The sequence below is a fragment of the Halobellus captivus genome (assembly GCF_007655485.1).
Lineage (GTDB): Archaea > Halobacteriota > Halobacteria > Halobacteriales > Haloferacaceae > Haloquadratum > Haloquadratum captivum.
This window is the reverse complement of record NZ_VJXQ01000008.1, coordinates 4441-24068: the sequence shown is the minus strand read 5'-3', so window position 1 is coordinate 24068 and position 19628 is coordinate 4441. Positions and strand designations below refer to the sequence as shown.

24 protein-coding genes are annotated in these 19628 nt (G+C 58.0%); 13 read left to right on the top strand and 11 right to left on the bottom strand.

Going from position 1 to position 19628, the window contains the following annotated elements:
* Nucleotides 1-4 precede the first annotated feature (4 nt).
* The 6 genes from FJT57_RS15290 to FJT57_RS15265 all read right to left on the bottom strand — a co-directional run bounded on the left by FJT57_RS15290 (nucleotide 5) and on the right by FJT57_RS15265 (nucleotide 6598).
* Nucleotides 5-550: a DoxX family protein gene (locus tag FJT57_RS15290; RefSeq protein WP_231554252.1), complete on the bottom strand. Its 546-nt coding sequence runs from the start codon at nucleotides 548-550 to the stop codon at nucleotides 5-7.
* Nucleotides 551-862: 312 nt separating this feature from the next.
* Nucleotides 863-2038 (bottom strand): NAD(P)/FAD-dependent oxidoreductase, encoded by a 1176-nt coding sequence (locus FJT57_RS15285; protein WP_123538920.1) that lies wholly within the window; start codon nucleotides 2036-2038, stop codon nucleotides 863-865.
* A 28-nt stretch (nucleotides 2039-2066) separates the two neighbouring features.
* Complete coding sequence (locus FJT57_RS15280; RefSeq protein ID WP_123538921.1) at nucleotides 2067-3068, bottom strand: DUF63 family protein; 1002 nt, start codon at nucleotides 3066-3068, stop codon at nucleotides 2067-2069.
* A complete protein-coding gene (locus FJT57_RS15275; RefSeq protein WP_080508364.1) occupies nucleotides 3065-3289 on the bottom strand; it encodes a DUF7123 family protein in 225 nt (74 codons plus the stop codon). Before FJT57_RS15275 ends, FJT57_RS15280 begins: the two co-directional genes overlap by 4 nt.
* Nucleotides 3290-3306: 17 nt before the next feature.
* Complete coding sequence (locus FJT57_RS15270; RefSeq protein WP_123538922.1) at nucleotides 3307-5913, bottom strand: heavy metal translocating P-type ATPase; 2607 nt, start codon at nucleotides 5911-5913, stop codon at nucleotides 3307-3309.
* 94 nt (nucleotides 5914-6007) lie between these two features.
* A complete protein-coding gene (locus FJT57_RS15265; RefSeq protein WP_123538923.1) occupies nucleotides 6008-6598 on the bottom strand; it encodes an AsnC family transcriptional regulator in 591 nt (196 codons plus the stop codon).
* Nucleotides 6599-6732: 134 nt separating this feature from the next.
* On the opposite strand from FJT57_RS15265, the gene FJT57_RS15260 reads away from it, so the two are divergent.
* Nucleotides 6733-6930, top strand: coding sequence for a heavy-metal-associated domain-containing protein (locus FJT57_RS15260; protein ID WP_123538924.1), 198 nt, complete (start codon nucleotides 6733-6735; stop codon nucleotides 6928-6930).
* A 55-nt stretch (nucleotides 6931-6985) separates the two neighbouring features.
* Here the strand turns inward: FJT57_RS15260 and FJT57_RS15255 are convergent, their stop codons facing one another.
* Entirely contained in the window at nucleotides 6986-7723 is a 738-nt protein-coding gene (locus FJT57_RS15255; RefSeq protein WP_123538925.1) for a S16 family serine protease, read from the bottom strand.
* A 205-nt stretch (nucleotides 7724-7928) separates the two neighbouring features.
* Here FJT57_RS15255 and FJT57_RS15250 point away from each other — a divergent pair, with 205 nt between their 5' ends.
* On the top strand, nucleotides 7929-8411 hold the full coding sequence (locus tag FJT57_RS15250) for a hypothetical protein (RefSeq protein ID WP_206425147.1): 483 nt from the start codon (nucleotides 7929-7931) through the stop codon (nucleotides 8409-8411).
* Between the two features lie 24 nt (nucleotides 8412-8435).
* On the opposite strand, the gene FJT57_RS15245 is transcribed toward FJT57_RS15250, so the two are convergent.
* Nucleotides 8436-9083 carry a plastocyanin/azurin family copper-binding protein gene (locus tag FJT57_RS15245; protein ID WP_206425148.1) on the bottom strand — a complete coding sequence of 216 codons (648 nt, stop codon included), beginning with the start codon at nucleotides 9081-9083 and terminating at the stop codon, nucleotides 8436-8438.
* Nucleotides 9084-9214: 131 nt separating this feature from the next.
* Between FJT57_RS15245 and FJT57_RS15240 the strand changes: the two genes are divergently transcribed.
* The 4 genes from FJT57_RS15240 to acnA all read left to right on the top strand — a co-directional run bounded on the left by FJT57_RS15240 (nucleotide 9215) and on the right by acnA (nucleotide 13019).
* Complete coding sequence (locus FJT57_RS15240; protein WP_123538927.1) at nucleotides 9215-9565, top strand: winged helix-turn-helix domain-containing protein; 351 nt, start codon at nucleotides 9215-9217, stop codon at nucleotides 9563-9565.
* 2 nt (nucleotides 9566-9567) lie between these two features.
* On the top strand, nucleotides 9568-9867 hold the full coding sequence (locus FJT57_RS15235; protein WP_123538928.1) for a DUF7521 family protein: 300 nt from the start codon (nucleotides 9568-9570) through the stop codon (nucleotides 9865-9867).
* Nucleotides 9864-10139 carry a DUF7521 family protein gene (locus tag FJT57_RS17465; protein ID WP_123538929.1) on the top strand — a complete coding sequence of 92 codons (276 nt, stop codon included), beginning with the start codon at nucleotides 9864-9866 and terminating at the stop codon, nucleotides 10137-10139. The genes FJT57_RS15235 and FJT57_RS17465 overlap by 4 nt, the downstream gene beginning before the upstream one ends.
* A 96-nt stretch (nucleotides 10140-10235) precedes the next feature.
* Nucleotides 10236-13019 carry an aconitate hydratase AcnA gene (gene acnA / locus FJT57_RS15225; protein ID WP_144906694.1) on the top strand — a complete coding sequence of 928 codons (2784 nt, stop codon included), beginning with the start codon at nucleotides 10236-10238 and terminating at the stop codon, nucleotides 13017-13019.
* Nucleotides 13020-13087: 68 nt separating this feature from the next.
* Here the strand turns inward: acnA and FJT57_RS15220 are convergent, their stop codons facing one another.
* Nucleotides 13088-13588 carry a CBS domain-containing protein gene (locus FJT57_RS15220; protein WP_004594590.1) on the bottom strand — a complete coding sequence of 167 codons (501 nt, stop codon included), beginning with the start codon at nucleotides 13586-13588 and terminating at the stop codon, nucleotides 13088-13090.
* 184 nt (nucleotides 13589-13772) lie between these two features.
* Between FJT57_RS15220 and FJT57_RS15215 the strand changes: the two genes are divergently transcribed.
* A complete protein-coding gene (locus tag FJT57_RS15215) occupies nucleotides 13773-14222 on the top strand; it encodes a universal stress protein (RefSeq protein WP_092817280.1) in 450 nt (149 codons plus the stop codon).
* 11 nt (nucleotides 14223-14233) lie between these two features.
* On the opposite strand, the gene FJT57_RS15210 is transcribed toward FJT57_RS15215, so the two are convergent.
* Together FJT57_RS15210 and FJT57_RS15205 are read right to left on the bottom strand one after the other, a co-directional pair.
* Nucleotides 14234-14632, bottom strand: a complete 399-nt coding sequence (locus FJT57_RS15210; RefSeq protein ID WP_049986209.1) for an SHOCT domain-containing protein — start codon at nucleotides 14630-14632, stop codon at nucleotides 14234-14236.
* A gap of 30 nt (nucleotides 14633-14662) precedes the next feature.
* Nucleotides 14663-15223, bottom strand: a complete 561-nt coding sequence (locus FJT57_RS15205) for a DoxX family protein (protein WP_092817279.1) — start codon at nucleotides 15221-15223, stop codon at nucleotides 14663-14665.
* 114 nt (nucleotides 15224-15337) lie between these two features.
* On the opposite strand from FJT57_RS15205, the gene FJT57_RS15200 reads away from it, so the two are divergent.
* The 6 genes from FJT57_RS15200 to FJT57_RS15180 all read left to right on the top strand — a co-directional run bounded on the left by FJT57_RS15200 (nucleotide 15338) and on the right by FJT57_RS15180 (nucleotide 19273).
* Nucleotides 15338-15688 (top strand): ArsR/SmtB family transcription factor, encoded by a 351-nt coding sequence (locus FJT57_RS15200; protein WP_144906692.1) that lies wholly within the window; start codon nucleotides 15338-15340, stop codon nucleotides 15686-15688.
* Nucleotides 15689-15691: 3 nt separating this feature from the next.
* Nucleotides 15692-15967: a DUF7521 family protein gene (locus tag FJT57_RS15195; protein ID WP_004515576.1), complete on the top strand. Its 276-nt coding sequence runs from the start codon at nucleotides 15692-15694 to the stop codon at nucleotides 15965-15967.
* 137 nt (nucleotides 15968-16104) lie between these two features.
* Nucleotides 16105-16287, top strand: a complete 183-nt coding sequence (locus FJT57_RS17395) for a hypothetical protein (protein ID WP_394348821.1) — start codon at nucleotides 16105-16107, stop codon at nucleotides 16285-16287.
* Nucleotides 16288-16302: 15 nt separating this feature from the next.
* Nucleotides 16303-16500 carry a hypothetical protein gene (locus FJT57_RS17390; protein ID WP_394348820.1) on the top strand — a complete coding sequence of 66 codons (198 nt, stop codon included), beginning with the start codon at nucleotides 16303-16305 and terminating at the stop codon, nucleotides 16498-16500.
* A 146-nt stretch (nucleotides 16501-16646) separates the two neighbouring features.
* Nucleotides 16647-16844: a heavy-metal-associated domain-containing protein gene (locus FJT57_RS15185; RefSeq protein WP_006183483.1), complete on the top strand. Its 198-nt coding sequence runs from the start codon at nucleotides 16647-16649 to the stop codon at nucleotides 16842-16844.
* A 146-nt stretch (nucleotides 16845-16990) separates the two neighbouring features.
* Nucleotides 16991-19273 (top strand): copper-translocating P-type ATPase, encoded by a 2283-nt coding sequence (locus FJT57_RS15180; RefSeq protein WP_144906691.1) that lies wholly within the window; start codon nucleotides 16991-16993, stop codon nucleotides 19271-19273.
* Nucleotides 19274-19628: the final 355 nt, after the last annotated feature.

Genomic DNA, 19628 nt, shown 5'->3' with positions numbered 1-19628 from the left:
GTAGTCACCCGAGGAGTTTCCGTAATCGCGTGTTCTCGAACAGTTCCATCTCACGCAGGCGGTTATCGACTGCCAGGACGCCGCCCGCTCCGAGTGCCACAATGGTTCCGAAGACCATGATCCCAAGTAGTTCACCCGTGACCATACCGTTGGCCCAGCCGCCACCGTAGCCGTTGATGAAGTAGAAGAACAGCATCATGAAGGCACCAAAGAAGGCGGCGGTCCTCGTGAGGACACCGAGTATCAGCCCGAAACCGATGGCGGTTTGCCCAAGCGGTACCGCCACGTTGACGAACGCCAACAGGATGCCGTCGCTGAACGGCGTGACGAAGGGGGCGAGAATCGTGCCCTGAGCGGCTCCGCCGACGAACCAGCTGGCGTCGAAGGGCCACGCCCAGATCTTGTCAAGGCCGGCGTGGAGCATCCACCACCCGGCGGTCAGCCGAAGCAGCAGGATCCAATACGACAACCAGGCTCCTGAGACCGAGAACGACGTCTCAGTTCCGAGAAATCTCGTTCGAATGGATTGTGTTGACATGGCATACTTCACCTCACGACTGAGTTTATCAGAAGTGGTAAAAAGATTGGTGGTGGTTCGTGATCTCTAAGAGTCGGGGCTCATTGCAGGAACGCGGGTGTCAGAGGTGAGTTGGATGATCCTCAAGAAGGAATTCGGTCACCCTCAACGCACTGATTGTGTGCTGGGGCATGTAAGCAGGAGCACCGATGAAGCTGAGCCCACCGATTTCTGGATTTCGGAAAATTCTGTTTGAGGGACTGAATTCATCTACTGATCTAATCCTTTGTACTTACCGATCCTCTCAGTAGCTAACAGATTCTGAGAATTTAACTCGAGTGGATATCAATCAATTAACTCCCACTGGTTAGTCATTCCTCCATAGACACGGTTTAAAACTCGTCGTCTCGAGAAAATACGGGCAAATAAAACAGGGTGGCGGAGGAGACGCAGTAGAACTGCACTCGGAGACCGGTCAACGTCTTCAATATCGATCCCGGCAGCGGCACGAATTGCTGCTCCCAGAACCTTGGGATTACGAGTTTCAAGAAAGTATCTCACAACTGTGGCGAAAATGTACTCCGTTTTCATCCTCTGATATAATCTATCAGGATAATTGTGTAATTGGCTTCTGTTAGCCAGCTCTGCGGCCAAGAATCCCGATTCAACGGCCTGTGAGATCCCCTTTCCGGTGAGTCGGTTTGCTATACCTGCAGCATCACCCACTCGTACGACTGAATGCTCCGGTAGATGGGTTCTGTCGGGATCAAGGCTTGGTCCCTCGGGAATGATTGCGACGTTCGTCCGTTCCTGCGACGGGACTGGCCACCCATTCCGCTCACAGGCTTCCCTCAATGCCTTCATATAATCATTAGGCCGGTCACTGACCGTCCAGCCGATACCAACGTTGGCTCGTTGCGATGTCTTCGGGAATGCCCACGAGTACCCTGTATAGTTCTCCAGAATTATCCGGCTGTTCGGGTACAACTCGGTGAAGTCCCCTTCGACATCACTGTTAAGCGCTACCATATATCCTGAATACTCGTTGGTTGTTCCGAGCGCTTTACTAGAGAGTGATGGCTGACCGGTTGCATCAACGACGAGATCATACTCATCGGTGAACTCGTGGAAATCTGTCCGTGTGATAGACTGGTTTTCGTGGATGTCAACACCCTTCTCTGAGAGTTGTTCTGCCCAGGACTGCTCAACGACATTTCGGTCCGTTATATATGTATCCGCAGCAGGAAAGGTGCCGGCTCCAGTGCGGTGGCGATCGGCGTCGATTCCGTCATACACCTCCACTTCCATCGCTGGCAGCGGGTTGAGAAAGCCGTTCTCTACAGTCGGTTCGAGTGGGATCTTCGATACCGCTGTCATCGCTTCTCCGCAATTAACGCCTTTGCTATCGTAGGACTGCCGCTCATATAGTTCGACGACGAATCCAGCGTCGTCGAATCCAGCAGCTGCTGCAAGCCCGGCCATCCCTCCACCTATTACCGCAATTTTGGACGTTCGAGTCATCGGTTTTTGCCAATCTTTGAGGCCATCGTTAAGCTCCCAACAGCATCCGAAGTGACCCACGAACGCCCATCGGGAGTCCGATCGCTCCGATGAAGAACGTCATAAGCCACCACCACGTGTGATTCATCTCCTCTTTCGCATCGGCGAGATACCACACGATGCCGACAGTCACGACGAGTTTCAGCACGAACGTCGATCCGGAGAATCCAGTCGCCTGGTACACGAGATTCGTCACGACCAGCTTTGGGGAGTAGCCGAGGAACGTCACACCGATGAGATTCTGCGCAGCGTCCCACAACTGGCCGAAAACGGCCAGCAGAATTAGCGGGTGTCGAAGGTGGGTGATATTGGCGAAACTCGTGCCCCAGTAGTAGAGTGCGGTTACGCCGAGCGCTATCCCCGTCGTCGCGACAGGAACCCATAGGCGGAGTGGGGTCGATGTCGAGAGGCCGTGCCAAACAGCCCACCAGACGGCCCCGACAGCCCACACCGACCCGACGAGCCCGACTGTTAGCGGGATAGATCCGATATTTTGGTCACGCAAGAGTGCACCGACACCGAGCGCGAGGATGGTGACAGCGGTGACGACGATGTAAATCGATGGCGTGATGAACCACACCGCGTAGTCCCCGAGCAGCCCGAGATCCTCGAGGGCGCGCATCGCCCCACCTGCGATGATGATCGGAGCGAACCCGTAGGCCAGTCGTGCGTCGAACGTGACGTCGAGTTGGTCGAGATACGCACGTAGTCCGGGGAGGCTGTATACGACTGCCGCGAGGTAGATTACCGTGTTCACCGCGTTGTAGCCCTGGACAGCACGAATCCCCTCGTGCGTGACTGGCTGACTAACGGCGTCGGCGACGACTGGCCCCCAGAGGTACTGCCAGATGAACCGGTCGTAGACCAGCGTCGGGAACACAAGGAGGCCCGCACCGACGAGGACGAGCGGGGCGAGCAGGTACAGCGCCCACCACTCGCGTGAGCCGGTCTCCGGAAGGACGGTTTCGACGCGTCGGGTGACAGTACTCACGACTCGTTCACCTCCAATCGCCACGTCGTACTCTTCGAGCGCCCCCACTGTTCGAGTGAGACGTTTGAGAGGTCGTCCTGAAGTTGGCTGAGGTACTGTGCAACGGCCTTCGGCGATCCGTCAAGGTCGCCGGCGATCTCGCGAGCCCGGAGGTATGTCGGTTCGCTACTGGCTGTCTCGACGAGGTACCTCCGAACCGTTTGGCGGGAAATATTTGACATTGATATAGAGGTGACGTTCAGCGGAGGCGACCGAAGAGCTTGTAGTCGTGATCGGGGGTGTACCGCCGGAACAACAGGCTGTTCGTCAGCACCGACACGCTGGAGAACGCCATTGCTGCTGCAGCGAGTACGGGCTGGAGCAGGCCGAGCGATGCTAACGGGATCATCGCCGTGTTGTAGCCGAACGCCCACACGAGGTTCTGCTTGATCTTCTTGAGTGTCGCGTCCGAGATCCGGATCGCCTTCACCACGTCGAGCGGATCATCGCGCATCAGCGTAAGGTCCGCAGCCTCAATGGCGACGTCCGTGCCGGAGCCGATGGCTGTCCCGACGTGTGCGACCGCGAGCGCCGGCGCGTCGTTGACGCCGTCACCGACCATCATCGCCTGCCGACCCTCGTCCTGAATACTGTCGACGGCGTTGGACTTGTCCTCGGGAAGGACCTCTGCTCGGACATTCTCCGGATCGATACCGACCTGTTTGGCGACCGCACGAGCAGTTCGTTCGTTGTCGCCCGTAATCATCATCACGTCAACGCCCCGTTGTTGTAGGGCCGTAACGGCCTGCTTGGAGCTCTCTTTGATTGTGTCGGCGTCAGCCACTACACCAACCAGTTCGCCCTCGAAAGCGACGAGCATCGCCGTCTTCCCCTCGTTTTCGAGGCGTTCCATCGTCTCTTCGGCGGGAGACGGGTCGATGTCGTTGTCTCGCAGCAACTTGCGGTTGCCGACTAGTACCTCGCTGTCACCAACGACTGCTTTGATGCCGTGACCGGGGACGTTCTCGAAGTCGTCGGGCTCAGTCACGTCTAGTCCGCGTTCTTCAGCCCCTTCGACGATTGCTTGGGCAAGCGGGTGTTCGCTGCCGCTTTCGGCTATCGCCGCCAGCCGAAGCACATCATCCTCAGAGAGGCGCTCACGAGTGCTGAGCTGTCCACCATCTGGTGCCGGCTCACCTCCATCAGTCACCGCATTTCCATCGCTATCGAAGACGACCACGTCGGTGAGTTCCATCTCACCCTCGGTGAGCGTACCCGTTTTGTCGAAGACGACTGTATCGACGTCCTTGGCGCGTTCGAGGATGTCACCGCCCTTGAACAGGACGCCGTTCTGGGCCCCAATGGTCGTCCCGACCATCGTCGCCGCGGGCGTCGCCAGCCCCAGCGCACAGGGGCAGGCAATGAGGATCGAGGACGCGAAGACGATGATTGCGAACTCGAAGACGGTGACCGTGCCGCCCGCCGCTGCCGGGCCGCCCGCCACCTGCCCCCATAGCGGGAGCCAGTCAACGAAGCCAGCCAGCACCTCCGGGAACAGGAACCAAATAACGCTCCAGAGGATAGCGTTCGCGATAACTGCCGGCACGAAATACGCCGAGATGCGGTCTGCTAGATTCTGGATATCTGGCTGGCGCGATTGTGCTTCCTTGACGGTCTGAACGATTTGCTGGAGGGCAGTATCTTCGCCGACGTTAGTGGCCTCCACGAGAAGAACGCCGTTCTCGTTAATCGTCGAGCCGACGACCTCATCTCCCTCCTCTTTTTCTACAGGGACAGACTCACCGGTAACCATCGACTCGTCGACGGCGGACTGCCCGTCAACGACGACCCCGTCGGTTGGGATCTTCTCACCGGGGCGGACTTTCATCTGGTCACCCGTTGTGACCTCTTCAAGTGGAATCTCTTCCTCACTACCATCCTCACGGACAATGGTCGCCGTTTCGGCTTCCATTTCGAGGAGCTTCCGGAGGGCCTCGCCCGCTTGACCCTTTGAACGAGCTTCGAGATAGTTACCGAGCGTAATGAACACGAGGATGAGGGCTGCCGTGTCGAAGTAGAGCCCACCCGCGATGAGTTCAGCAAGGACTGCCACAGAGTATAGATAGGCCGTTGTCGACCCGATCGCGATCAGCACGTCCATGTTGGCGCGGCCATTCTTCACGATCGCCTTGTACGAGTTCTTATAGAACGGCCAGCCGAGGATCGCCTGTACCGGCGTGGCGAGCAGGAACTCGACCCAGCCGAGTTCCACGCCGAAAACGGTTTCAGGGACGAACACGCCACCGAGAAGATAGCTGTCGATGAGGAAGAAGAGCAGTGGAACTGATAATACTGCCCCAAAGAGGGTTAGCCTGAGCTGTTTCCGTATCTCAGCCTGGCGGGCGGCATCACGCGCATCCTGCCCCGAGCCCTCATCGCCACTGTCTTCGCGAACTGGCGAATAGCCGGCGTCTTCGATGGCATCGTACAGCGCATCGAGAGACACCTCTGCCGGATTGTAGGTCACCTGCGCCTCGTCAGTCGCGTAGTTTACCTCCGCGGTAATGACTCCGAGTGTACTTTCGAGAGCAGTTTCGTTAGTTTCGGCGCAGTTGGCACACGTCATATCGGAGATGGCAATCGTTACCGTCTCCGAGACTGCACCGTAGCCCGCCCCGTCGATTGCGTCGTAGATTTCGTGAAGCGATACTGTCTCGGGATCGTAGGTAACAGACCCCTCATCGGTGGCGAAGTTCGCATCCGCCTCCGATACTCCGTCAAGGGATTCGAGAGTGTCCTGGATTGTCGCCGAGCAGTTGGCGCAGGACATCCCCGTGATGTCGAGATGAGTTGTTCGGCTTGTCATGCTCGTTCTACTATACGGGGTCTATGTTTAGGCGGTTTACTGTTGCGAGATGGTGGTTATCGACCCCAATGAAATTTGGAATCCAAAGAGCGTACTATACTCCCTCTTCGAGCCGCTGATAGCGGTCTTCAAATCGTGCGAGACAAGACGGACAACAGAAGTGATAGATCTCCCCATCGATGCGCGTCGTCTCACCTTCATTGTCGACGGTATTGTTGCATTCGGTACAGGTGAGGGCAAATTCGACGCCGTCAATTGAAGGTGTCCATTCAGTTTCGTCGATCAAGGTGACTGAATATCCCGATATCTCAAGACCATCAAAAAGGCTGTCTACCCACTGGCGGACGTTCTGTGCCTCAACACGGGCATAGAACCAGAGATCGCCTTCGGCTGTCGCAAAGACGTGTTCGATGCCATCCGATCCGCGAACTCGCGTGCGGGCCTCCTCGAGTGATCCCGGTTCGATTTCGGCTTGAATGAACACAGGAACCCCGGCCCGAAGGTGCGCCCGGTTTACGTCGATTGTGAAATTGTTGATAATATCTGCTTCCTGTAATCGTTTGACCCGGTCGGAAACAGCTGGGCCTGATAAATCAACTTCTTCCCCGATCGCACTGAATGGACGGCGGGCGTTTTCGGCCAGTAACGAGAGTATCTCCAGATCGGTTTCGTCCAGATTGCGCATACTACTGCCTCATTACGCTGGATACATTATTGTTACGCACTATAAACTTTGGAAGGTTGGGATTAGGGGTGGAGAATACATTTGCTTCTAAGTGGAAAACCACATAGAAGCACATCCTCTATCTGTAGATGGCTATGAGCCAGACCATCACCGTCGAAGGGATGACCTGTGAACACTGCGAACAGACCGTCGAAGACGCACTTGAAGATGTCAAGGGCGTTTCCGCGGCGACTGCTGATCGAAACGCCGAGTCTGCGACGATCGAGGGGTCCGCTGATTCAGATACACTCGTCAGCTCCGTCAAGGACGCTGGATACGACGCGTCTGCGTAATCCGACCACGCCACAACTGAAGGGCAGCGACACTCTGTCACAGCGGAATATACCGTTAGAACAGTCGATCGAGTACGTCTGAGACCGATTCAACCGGTGTCAGACGAACCCCCTCGATAGTTCCGCCTGAATCGGCACCGCTCGGAACGACTAATTCGGTCGCTCCGAACGCCCGAGCACTCCGGGCTTTTGCTTCGATTCCGCCAACTGGAAGCAGGTGTCCATTGTCGTCAACGATTCCAGTAATGAGTGTCTCAGACGACAACGGCTGCTGACGGAGACCAGCGATAAGTGCGACTGTGAGGCCAGCCTCCCAACTTTTCCCCTGGAGTGCAAGGGTGTCGGACTCGGGTGACACGAACGATACGTGTATGGCTATATCTGCCAACGATCGTCCGGTGAGACGAGTCGCAGTTTGCTTTGCTTCGTCAAGTGCGCGCTGGAGGTCGTGTCGAAGTTCAATCCCGTTCAGATTGACGAACAACTCACCATCGCCAGCAGCGAATTTGAAGGTGGTCTCGACGACAAGGCCAGCGCCATCTGCGTCCACCGCTGGAAGATAGTACCGAGTATCCAACGGGGTCGTCGCCCCACCTGCCAGTGTCGCCAGCGACTGGAAGCCTGTATCCATTCGAGTAAGGGTGACTGTTGCCCCGACACCGCTTATCGATCCAAGACCAACTCCAGCAAGAAACGCCCGTCGGGAGAGGACCTCCCGCTCAATACGATCAACGATGTCGCCACTAGGCCCAGATGCGGAATCGCATGTGTCGCCTTGTTCTGAGGAGCCCATGCTGGAATAGCTTATTGTGGCAGATGACAGATCCTGTGGTAACAGGTAACACGCGTATGGGTATAAGAGTGGTGTCGTCAGGGTGCCGAGGCAAAACAACTGTCACTGCGAGAAAGTCCCCATGACTATCTTGTTGGACCGCTATTGGTCGAGCGTGTCCGCTCGGTACCGGTCGCTCTTCGGGCTCGCGACTTTCAGTGCTCTAGTGACAGCCCTCGGTGTTTTAATCGCCTATCGGGTTGAACTCGTACTACTATCAGCGACAACTTCTCGACTCTGGATGTGGCTCGCTGGCTTCATCGAGGAAGCGTTCGTCAGATTGCTCCCTTTGATACTCGTCTTTTACGTCTGGAGCTACGCCCGAGATCGATTGCTCTCAAAAACTGAGGGACTCCTTGCAACTGTCGCATCTGGACTCACCGTTGGTGGGTTAGAACTGGTCCTCAAACTCGAGTATCTGTCCCGTCTCGAAAGGACCGCCCAGTTCGATTCCATACTCCTCCCCCTACTATTCGTTCATCTTCCGTTCGCGCTGCTGGCAGGACGCTTCGTTTACACACTCGGCGAGCGAATCCACGGAACCGATACCGTTGGGTTACCGTCTCTATCCCGGAGAACTCTCGGTTTACTTCTGGGGGGCTATCTCGTCCTTGGGCTGGCTCACGTCGTGTTCAATCTCCTCATCTAATAAAGAACGTAGTCGAAGTGGTAATTAGTGGTCGTCGCCGAGCGCCGTCCGAACTATCTCATTCAGCTCGGTGAGTTTCTCGCGGACGGTCTCCGGTTTATCAGCGGGCGGGTCTTCGAGCGCGACCTGTTCGTGCGGGTCCGGATCACCGACAATAACGCTCCCGAGCATGCCGAGCGACTCGTGGGGCGTACAGTAGTAGTGGTAGACACCTTCGGTCTCGAAGGTGTGCTCGAACGTCGCGCCTTCCTCCGAGCGAAGGCCACTATCCCATGATGCAGCCCCATCAGGAACGAGCTGGGGTTGGTCGTTGTCTGGATGGTAGGCCGTCGTCGAGTGGCTGCCGCTCTCATTGGTCCACGTGACCGTCCCGCCGACATTAACGCGGACGACGTGCGGTTCGAAGTGATACCCCCCGTCCTCGGTGATCATGGAGACATCAACCGAATCGCTCGGTGCACCGACAGCTTCATCGTGGCCACCTTCATCGTTGTGCCCCGATTCACCGCCGTCCTCGGTGTGGCTTCCCTCTTCAGTACTTGTGGAGGTACTGTCTGCCCCGCCGCCACTATCGTCTGTTTGCGTCCCGGTACATCCCGCGAGCCCAACGACAGCTGCACCGCCGGTCAATTGGAGCATCCGCCGACGCGTTAGTCCTGAATTAGTTGTCATAGCGTGGGTCACCTCACAGATGGACGTATGAGAGCTGTGGAAAAAGGTGGAAGACCTGTTTTGCACGCCACGCAAATCTGGCTGTTACTTACGTCTCGGCGGGAAAGCATCTGGTATTGCGAGGAATAGCTGTGTCCACGGACGACAGCGCTGACGAACTGTTGGAGCTCCTCGGAGAGGAGCGGGTTCGTCAGATTCTGGCCGCGACGAGCCGTGAACCACTCTCGGCGAAGGAATTGAGTGAAGAGTGCGACGTTGCTCTTTCGACGATTTATCGCCGAGTCGAGGATATGGTTGCCCACGACCTGCTCGTCGAACGGACACAGATGGAGGCCGACGGGAGCCATCATAGCGTCTATGAAGCGAACGTCGACCACCTCAACGTCGACGTCGAAGATGGAACCATCGCCGTGAAGATGCACGTTCGTGAGGACGCCGCACAGCGGTTCTCGCGGATCTGGAGCGACATCCGGGACACCTAATCATGCACATCGAACTCGTCATCGCAAAGCTCGTCACAGTCGGACTGGGACTGCTAATAACGTACCAAGCGTTTCGTGGGTACAGAGTCCACGGTAGCGAACCGATGCTGTACGTCGCTATCGGGTTCCTTTTCATCAGTGTCGGGTCCGTAATCGAAGGCATCCTCTTCGACGTCGTCGGGCTGTCCATCTTCGTGGCCGGGACGATTCAGACTGCTATTGTCGCGGTGGGCATGCTTATCATCCTCTACTCGTTATACGGACGAATGTCTCAACCGACAGATGGAGGGGGTGACTCATGACTAGTGGGTGGGAAGTTACGCTAATTGGAGTCCGTGTCTTTCTCCTCTTATTGGGCGTTGCGACGACAACAATCAGTTTTCGCGCCTATCGTCAGGAACAGACTCGATACTTACGTGATGCAACGATCGGCTTCGGATTCATTACACTCGGCGTCCTCATAGAGGGGTTTCTCTATCAATTTTCAGCATTAACACTCACACAGGTTCATATCGCTGAATCCGTCGCGTTGGTATGTGGATTCACTGTCCTCCTCTGGTCTTTTATTCGGTGAGTCCAGGGACATCCTCACAGAAAACTGAATCCTGATTCCCATCGAATCGGATTCGGGGGGAGATTGATATCGTTGCCTATCACATATTCAACTACTGTGACTGATCCGCTCCCATTCGATGCTGTCCGCGAACTCGACGTCGACGGGACGACGTACAAGATAGCCGATCTTCGAGCACTCGAAGAACAGGGCCTCTGTGACCTCGACACGCTCCCGGTGAGCATCCGTATCCTCCTCGAGTCGGTGCTCCGAAACGCCAACGGCGAAACCGTTACTGCGGCGGATGTCAGGAATGCTGCTGGCTGGGAGCCAGACGTACCGGACGCAGAGGTTCCGTTCTCTCCATCACGAGTCGTCCTACAGGATCTCACCGGCGTGCCCGCGGTCGTCGACCTGGCGGCCCTTCGATCCGAAGTCGACCGCAAAGACCGGGATCCTACCCTGGTCGAACCGGAGATTCCTATTGATCTCGTGATCGACCACAGCGTCCAGGTCGACTACTTCGACTCCGAGGACGCCTACGAAAAGAACGTCGAACTGGAGTACGAGCGAAACGCCGAACGGTATCGCGCGATCAAGTGGGCGCAGAACGCCTTCGAGAACTTCAACGTCGTCCCGCCGGGAACCGGTATCGTCCACCAGGTGAATCTCGAGCATCTGGGTCGGGTCGTCCACGCCCGCGAGCAAAACGGCGAGAACTGGCTCCTGCCGGACACGCTCGTCGGCACGGACAGCCACACCCCGATGATCGGTGGCATCGGTGTGGTCGGGTGGGGCGTCGGCGGCATCGAAGCGGAAGCGGCGATGCTCGGTCAGCCGGTCACGATGAAACTCCCCGAGGTCGTCGGCGTCCGTCTCGAAGGCGAATTACCCGAGGGTGCGACGGCGACGGATCTCGTGCTCCACATTACCGAACGGCTCCGCGAGGTCGGCGTCGTCGACCGGTTCGTGGAATTCTTCGGTCCTGGTGTGGAGAACCTCACAGTCCCCGACCGGGCCACGATCGCCAATATGGCGCCCGAACAGGGCTCGACGATCAGTATGTTCCCGGTCGACGAGCAGACGCTCGAGTATCTCGAACTCACCGGGCGTGATCCCGACCACGTCGACCTCGTTCGCGAGTACCTCGAATCTCAAGGTCTATTCGGGGAACAGGAACCAGAATATACTGAGGTCATCGAGTTCGACCTCTCGACAGTCGAACCGAGTCTAGCCGGACACAAGCGGCCACAGGACCGGATTCCGATGGGGGACGTTAAACAGAGCTTCCGGGGACTTCTCCACGGGGAGTTCGAGGACGACCTCGATGATGTCGACGAGGACGCATTGCAGCGGTGGCTCGGTGAGGGTGGTACAGCTGGTGCGGAGACCGATGGCGGCGTTCAGGTTGAACCCGAATCGGAACTGCACCCGTTAACCAAACGCGTCGAGGTCGACCTCGACGGTGAGACGGTCGAAATTGGACACGGAGATGTTGTCGTCAGCGCCATCACGAGCTGTACGAACACGTCGAACCCGTCGGTGATGATCGCTGCTGGACTGCTCGCCCAGAACGCCGTCGAGAAAGGCCTGGACATCCCGCCGTACGTCAAGACGAGTCTCGCACCGGGTAGCCGTGTCGTCACGCAGTATCTCGAAGAATCGGGGCTGCTTCCGTATCTCGAAGAGCTCGGGTACGCCGTCGTCGGTTACGGCTGTACCACCTGTATCGGCAACGCCGGACCACTTCCCGACCCGATCGAACAGGCCATCGACGACCACGACCTCTGGACGACGAGCGTTCTCTCCGGGAACCGGAACTTCGAGGCGCGTATCCACCCGAAGATCCGCGCAAACTACCTCGCAAGTCCGCCGCTCGTCGTCGCCTACGGACTCGCAGGACGGATGGATATCGATCTCGAACACGAGCCGCTGGGCACCGACGCTGAGGGTAACCCAGTCTATCTGGCGGACATCTGGCCGGACGCAGCGGACGTACAGGCCACAATCCACGAGAACGTCTCTCCGGAGATGTTCGAGGAGAAGTACGCCTCCGTGTTCGAGGGCGATGAGCGATGGGCTGCTCTCGACGCGCCCACGGGTGACGTCTACGAGTGGGATGAGGACTCGACGTACATCCGTGAACCGCCGTTCTTCAAGGACTTCCCGGTAGAGAAACCCGGCGTCGCCGATATCGAGGACGCACGCTGTCTACTGAGGCTCGGCGATACTGTTACGACCGACCACATCAGTCCAGCCGGCCCGTTCGGTCCCGACCTCCCCGCAGGTCAGTGGCTGCTCGATCACGGTGTCGAGCCACACGAGTTCAACACCTACGGCGCACGTCGGGGCAATCACGAGGTGATGATGCGGGGGACGTTCGCCAACGTCCGAATCGAGAACGAGATGCTCGACGACGTCGAGGGTGGCTACACGATCCACCACCCGACCGACGAACAAGCCACGGTGTTCGAAGCTAGTCGACGCTATCGGGACGAGGGGATACCGCTCGTCGTGATGGCTGGCGAGGAGTTCGGAACTGGGTCTAGCCGGGACTGGGCGGCGAAAGGAACGGACCTGCTCGGTGTTCGCGCAACCATCGCCGGGAGTTATGAGCGCATCTATCGCGACAACCTCGTTGGCATGGGTGTGCTCCCCCTACAGTTCGATGATGGCGACTCGTGGGAATCTCTCGGTCTGGATGGGTCGGAAGTCTTCACGATCTACGGTCTCGATGAGGGGCTCGATGTGATGGACGAACTGACCGTTATCGCCGAGCGCGCGGACGGGTCGACTGTCGAGTTCCCGGTCACAGCACAGGTCGGCACGCCGGCCGCCGTGACCTATATCGAACACGGCGGCATCCTCCACTACGTCCTTAGACGGCTCCTCATGCGATAATCTCTCTCAACTGACTCTATTTCTGGAAGCACAAGCAACACGAAAAACTTTGAGTCCAAATTAGCGTTTCAATCGTGCGTAGACTCTGTTCGGATGATGCCCGCTACGTTATCCATCTGAGCTGAAACGTGTGCGCTCTCACCAGCAACATGCGTAATTAAATCGTCCAGAGTGATCATCCCGATAACGCTCCCGTCTTCAACAACCGGGACGTGTCGAGCACCCGCTTCGTTCATTTGTCTCAGGACTTTTGGAATCTCAGCATCTGCTGGCACAGTAAGTGGGTCACGCGTCATCACGTCAGCAGCTCGTACGTCGTCTCCACTCGTCTCGGCTGTGAGCACACTTAACTCGCTTTCCTCGGTGAGCAGGTTAGCAATCAGGTCTCGATCGGTGATGATACCAGAGATCTGATCGGATTCTTCGACGACCACGTACCTGGCACACCGCGATTGGGAGATCATCGTGTGAGCGATCTCGGCAACCGTGGCGTCAGGCGTGACACGGGCGACCGACTCATCAGCAATACGACCAATATCCATCCGGAGGTCAGTTGGTCTGGTACCCATGCTAATCAGTACGACTCATAACAGGAAATAGCTTAGCATCAGCTGGTCGTCATAGAAATCCTCCACTCTTCAACCGTGAGAGACGACAATCTCCAAACTTTGTGAAGTTACAAAAAGTGTTACCAGCTACGCCACTATCCAAGAGCGCTGGCTTTTATAATCTAGTCTCAATAAGTAAAGAGAAATGTACGATACGGTTTTGCTCTCGACTGACGGGACAGTTGCTTCTGAGGAAGCTGAATCCCATGCTATCGCGCTAGCAGAGGCCCATAATGCCGATCTCCATGTTCTGTATGTAGTCGATGAGGACGTCGTAACAGCATACAGCGGTGACGAGTACGTTGATGAAGCCGAAGGCCCAGAACATGGCCTCGAAGAACTTGGAACGGAAACAATCGCAGACATCCAATATAAAGCGAAGGAGGTCGGTGTCAATGTTGTCAAAGCAATTGAGCACGGCCGACCGGCTGAGACGATTGTACGGTATGCTGATGCCGAAGATATGGATCTACTTGTACTTGGAACGAAACACCGGCCGGAAGAATACCGGGCCTTGCTCGGAAGCGTGACCGACCGCGTCCTTCGATTGACGACCCGCCCAGCGACCGTCGTGAAGACGGAAGTCGACGAATAGGGGAAGAACAGTCAGTAACGGCCGCCGTCAGGCGTGAGTCGGGCGCGCCGGCGTTCGAACTCCTCGTCGTCGATTTCGCCGCGAGCGTACCGTTCCTGGAGGACAGCGAGTGCGCTATCCTCGGTGGGGCCGTCCGATGGCGACCGCGTTGTCAGCCAGTAGACGATGTAGACGGGAAGGGCGATCAGAAGTGCCATCCACAGCAAACCGATCAACATCATCCCCCAGCTCCATATTCCCCACCCGGCCATGTGACCATCATTCCACATCCCGTCATGCCAGTCCCACATCACTGTATCTGGAACAGCAGCGTGCGTCAGAGTCATTCCAATGATGACGGCTAGCGTCAGTGCTCCGATGACGATGAGTCCCAGAGAACGAATCCCGCGTGCTTGAATTGGATTTTGCATTATTGTACTCCTGAAGAGAGTTCGGCGTGGTTAGCCGAGGATGTATTCGAGGGCGGGGTAGCGCTCAACGAGCGTCTCGCCACCGACGTCGTAGTTCTCGATGTACTGGTCGAGGCCCAGGATGCGGCCCGCGGCGAACGCGGCGACCGCGAGGAACACGAGCATGTACGCGAAGTCCCCGTTGATGAACCCGTGGCTCATGTCCCAGTTCCCGAAGTAGAACATGAGCATCATGAGCGCGCCGAAGAACGCCGCGAGGCGGACGAACGCGCCGACGAGCAGGCCGAGGCCGATGAACAGCTCGCCCCACGGGACGGCCACGTTCGCGAACTCGACGAACCACGGCGTACTCCCCATCCACGCGAACATCCCCGCGAGCGGGTTGCCGTTCGTCGCCGCGACGTTCGTGAGGTAACCGCCCGCGGCGAACTCGCCGGTGATCTTCGTGAACCCGGAGTACGCGAACGCGTAGCCCATCATGAGACGGAGCGCGAGCACGAACCACGCACTGAGACTGTGAACTTTCCCGCCGACGGTCAGACCGCCGACTCTGCTCTCGAGCTGATTCATGCCGGAGTCGAGTGTGGACATAGTTATTGCACCTTCAACTATCAGTACGGAGGCAGAGACGATATAACGGCGAGCCGGCGTTCTGAGTCAGAAAACCGGCGGGCTATATTACCCTCCTGTAGCGAGTACGGACGTGTGACTGAGGAGGCCGACCCGTCGGACATCTTCGCCACACTCGACGACGAGTACGCCCGCGACATCCTCGTGGCGACGAAGACCGACCGACTCTCCGCGAAGGAGCTCAGCGAGGAATGCGACATGTCACGCCCGACCGTCTCGCGGCGTGTCAGCCGCCTCGTCGAGCAGGGCCTCCTTGAGGAGTACACGCACGTCGACCCAGGCGGACGGCACTACAGCGAGTACGAGGCGCGACTCGAACGTGTCGAAGTACTCCTCCAAGCAGAGGGCTTCGACGTGCAGATCGATGTTCGGCCGGACCCCGCCGACCGGATTACGTCCATCTTCGAGGAAATGCGGGGAGACTGACTCATGGAACACACGTTATTCGTCATCGGCAAGCTGTTCACGACCGCCCTGGCGCTGGTGATCGCCTACCAGGCCTATCGCGGATACCAACGGCATCACACGCAGTTACTCCTGTACGTCGCGGCTGGCTTCGCGCTGGTCGGGCTCGGCGGCCTCCTCGAGGGCGTGCTCTTCGAACTCCTCCAAGTGTCGATTTTCGAAGCAGGATTCGTCGCAGCACTCGTCACCGCAGCCGGGATGCTGTCGATTCTCTACGCCCTGTATGCCCCGAACCCCTGAGGATTCGGGACGTTCATTCAAGAAGCGGCCTCTGGGCGTAGTTCCTCATTCGAAGTCGCTATTGTTCGGATTCCCCTTATTCTCGCCAGTGTAGGGTCGCAGCGGGAATTATGTCCGTACCTGTCGTACAGTATCGTATGATTCGAACACTCGTGGGTGTCCTTGGCGCTCTCTCAGCGCTGGTCCCGGACAAAATCGTCAAACTCTTCGAGAAACTCACGATTGCGAATCCAAGCGAGGGAACGGTGAGAGGGTGGGTCGGCCCAGCTATCCGGTCTGAGGGCGTTCTGATAGCTGCGATTTCCCTCCTCAATGGGTGAGCATACGCGTGGCTGATGAATCTTACCGGTGTGTTCGGCGCTATCGTCTTCCTGTTTCCCGATCTGTATCGAAGATTTGCCACCGTTTTCCTGTACGAGCGTCCGGAGTCGATCGAATGGAACGAACGATTCCGCTCAGGTATTCGGGCTATCGGCGCACTATACGTCTTTTTAGCGGCGAAGACGTATCTGGAGCGCCACAACGATACCTGAGTCTTCCCGCCATCGTCAGTTGCTGAATCTGAGATTTGGTTCGTTGCGGCTGCACATATCACTTGGAATCTAAAGTTTGACCCCCAAGAGACCAGTATAATCGAAGGGGAAATCCGCTAAAGAGAGGGAGCCGTATGTACCTCTGTATGACGACGACCATCACCGTGGAAGGAATGTCGTGCGGTCACTGTGAGCAGACGGTCGAAGAGGCCCTTGAAGAGGTCACTGGCGTGACTTCCGTGACCGTCGACAGGGAGAGTGAACAGGCAAGTGTCGACGGTGAGGCAGAGGTCACGGCCCTCGTGGCGGCCGTCGAAGACGCGGGATACACCGCTCACGCCTGAGTATCGTGCGCTGCGGATAGCACAAGTCGCTTCGAGACGACGACTAACTGTTGTCCTCGGAGCTTGTCTACGCTGGTCTTGCTGTACGGTTTCAGGGCCGAAGATTCAGGAAGCCGGCGGAACCACCTCAATAGAGAACATGACTCATGGATGACCACAAAGATACAACTGAGAATTCCCCGGGAGGAGAGGACCAGCAGGACACCACCAGTCACCAGCACGAACACGGTGAGCACGCTGAAGCGGTCGCGGAATCTGACGAGGAAGGGGTAGAGCAGGAGCTACTAGAGGAGGAAGCTCACCCTGCTGCGGCAGGTGAGATGGCGTCCCACGAGCAGCACGAACACGCCGGCCACGAGGGCGACGGGCACGGCCACGGTTCCCACGAAGGACACGGCGAGGGCCATGGCGGGATGCACGAAGGCCACGAACAGATGTTCCGCCGGCGTTTCTTCATTTCGACGCTCCTGTCGATTCCCGTCCTCCTGTACAGCGAAATGCTACAGGAGTGGCTCGGCTTCTCCGTCCCGGCATTCCCGGGGAGCGAGTGGATCAATCCCGTCTTCGCGGTGATCGTCTTCGCGTACGGTGGGATTCCGTTCCTCAAGATGGCTGTGCCGGAGCTAAAAGACCGTGCGCCGGGGATGATGACGCTCATCTCGATGGCGATCACCGTCGCGTTCGTCTACAGCCTCGCGAGCGTGGTTTTCCCGACCCAGTCAGCGTTCTTCTGGGAACTCGTGACGCTGATCGACATCATGCTGCTGGGCCACTGGATCGAGATGCGGTCGGTCCGGCGGGCCTCCAGCGCGGTCGACGAACTGGCGAAACTGATGCCAGACACCGCCGAGCGTATCACCGACGACGGGGAGACCGAGGAAGTTCCCGTCAGTGAGCTCTCGGAAGGCGATCTCGTGCTCGTCCGACCGGGCGCAAGTGTCCCTGCTGACGGCACCGTTGAGGAAGGTGATTCGGACGTCAACGAGTCGATGATCACGGGCGAGTCCAAGCCCGTCTCGAAGGAGCCTGGCGACGAGGTCATCGGCGGCACCATCAACGGCGATGGTAGTCTCCGCGTCCGTGTTGGCGCGACGGGCGAGGAGACGACACTCGCGGGCATCATGCGTCTCGTCGAGGAAGCCCAGCAGAGCAAGTCCAAGACGCAGGTGCTGGCCGACCGGGCGGCTGGCTGGCTGTTCTATGTCGCACTCGGGGCGGCAATCGTGACTGCGATTGCGTGGACCGTTGCGGTCTCGTTCGACGTGACCGTCATCGAACGCGTCGTCACGGTACTCGTCATCGCCTGCCCACACGCTCTCGGGCTCGCCATCCCGCTGGTCGTCGCGATCAACACGTCGCTCGCCGCTCGGAACGGGATGCTCGTTCGCGACCGCATCGCGATGGAGGATGCGCGGAACCTTGACGCGATCATCTTCGACAAGACAGGGACGCTCACCGAGGGCGAACACGGCGTCGTGGATATGGCGACCGTCAACGGCGTCGACGAGGACGACGCGCTCGCGCTGGCGGCGGCTGTCGAGAGTGACTCCGAACACATGATCGCCCGAGCGATCCGCGAGGCTGCCGACGAGCGCGATCTCAGCGCCCCTGATGCGACCGCCTTCGAGGCGATCAAAGGACGGGGGGTTCGCGCGAACGTCGACGGCAACGAGGTGTACGTTGGTGGGCCGAACCTGTTGACCCAGCTGGATAGCGAGATCCCCGACCATCTCCAGCGCTTCGCTGACGAGGCCGGACAGAACGCCCAGACAGTGGTGTATCTCGTTCGTGACGGAGAGCTAATCGCCGCCTTCGCGATGGCCGACGTGATCCGCGAGGAGAGTTTCCGCGTCGTCGACGCCCTCCACGATCTGGGGATCGAGGTGGCGATGCTGACTGGGGACTCCCAGGACGTCGCCAATGCCGTCGCCGACGAACTGGGCATCGACACAGTGTTCGCGGAGGTCCTCCCCGAAGACAAAGACGAGAAAGTCCAGGAACTCCAGGACCAGGGGAAGCTCGTGGGGATGGTCGGCGACGGTGTGAACGACGCGCCGGCGCTGACGCGAGCCGACGTCGGCATTGCGATCGGGAGTGGTACTGACGTCGCGGTCCAGTCGGCCGACGTCATCCTCGTCCAGAACAACCCCATGGATGTCGTTCGACTGGTCAAGCTGAGCAAGGCGAGCTACCGAAAGATGCAGGAGAACATCGTCTGGGCGGCCGGCTATAACGTGTTCGCGATTCCGCTCGCAGCAGGCGTGTTGGCACCGATCGGGATTCTGCTGTCCCCCGCTGTGGGTGCGCTCTTGATGTCGTTGAGTACAGTCATCGTTGCCATCAACGCTCAGCTGCTCCGCCGCGTGGACCTGTCCATCCCCGAGCTTCCAAGCGGGACACCAGCGACTGACGCACAACCTGCAGACTGAAACGCTCCCGATCGCTTCGGAGCTTCTTTCAATTGAGTTCGGTTAATGGACAGCAAATGGCGACACTGCGTGATTTCGGTGGGTATCGCTATGCGATCACCGATTCCACAGTTTTCCCGAGGGGTACGTAATTTGGTATACACAGACGCTTCCTCTGATGGGCGACATTGCTGCGTCAGCACTAGGTTTATACCGTTAGACAGACTTCATTCCGATATGAGCCTCGAAGAGACGGTTGACTACCTCGCCGAGGAACTCGACCTCGAGCGAAGTGAACACGTCCGTGAGGTTGGTCAGTCGGTCGCCGAGCTTCGCGACTGATCAAAACATTTCTCTGAAGTCCCGTTCGACCAGT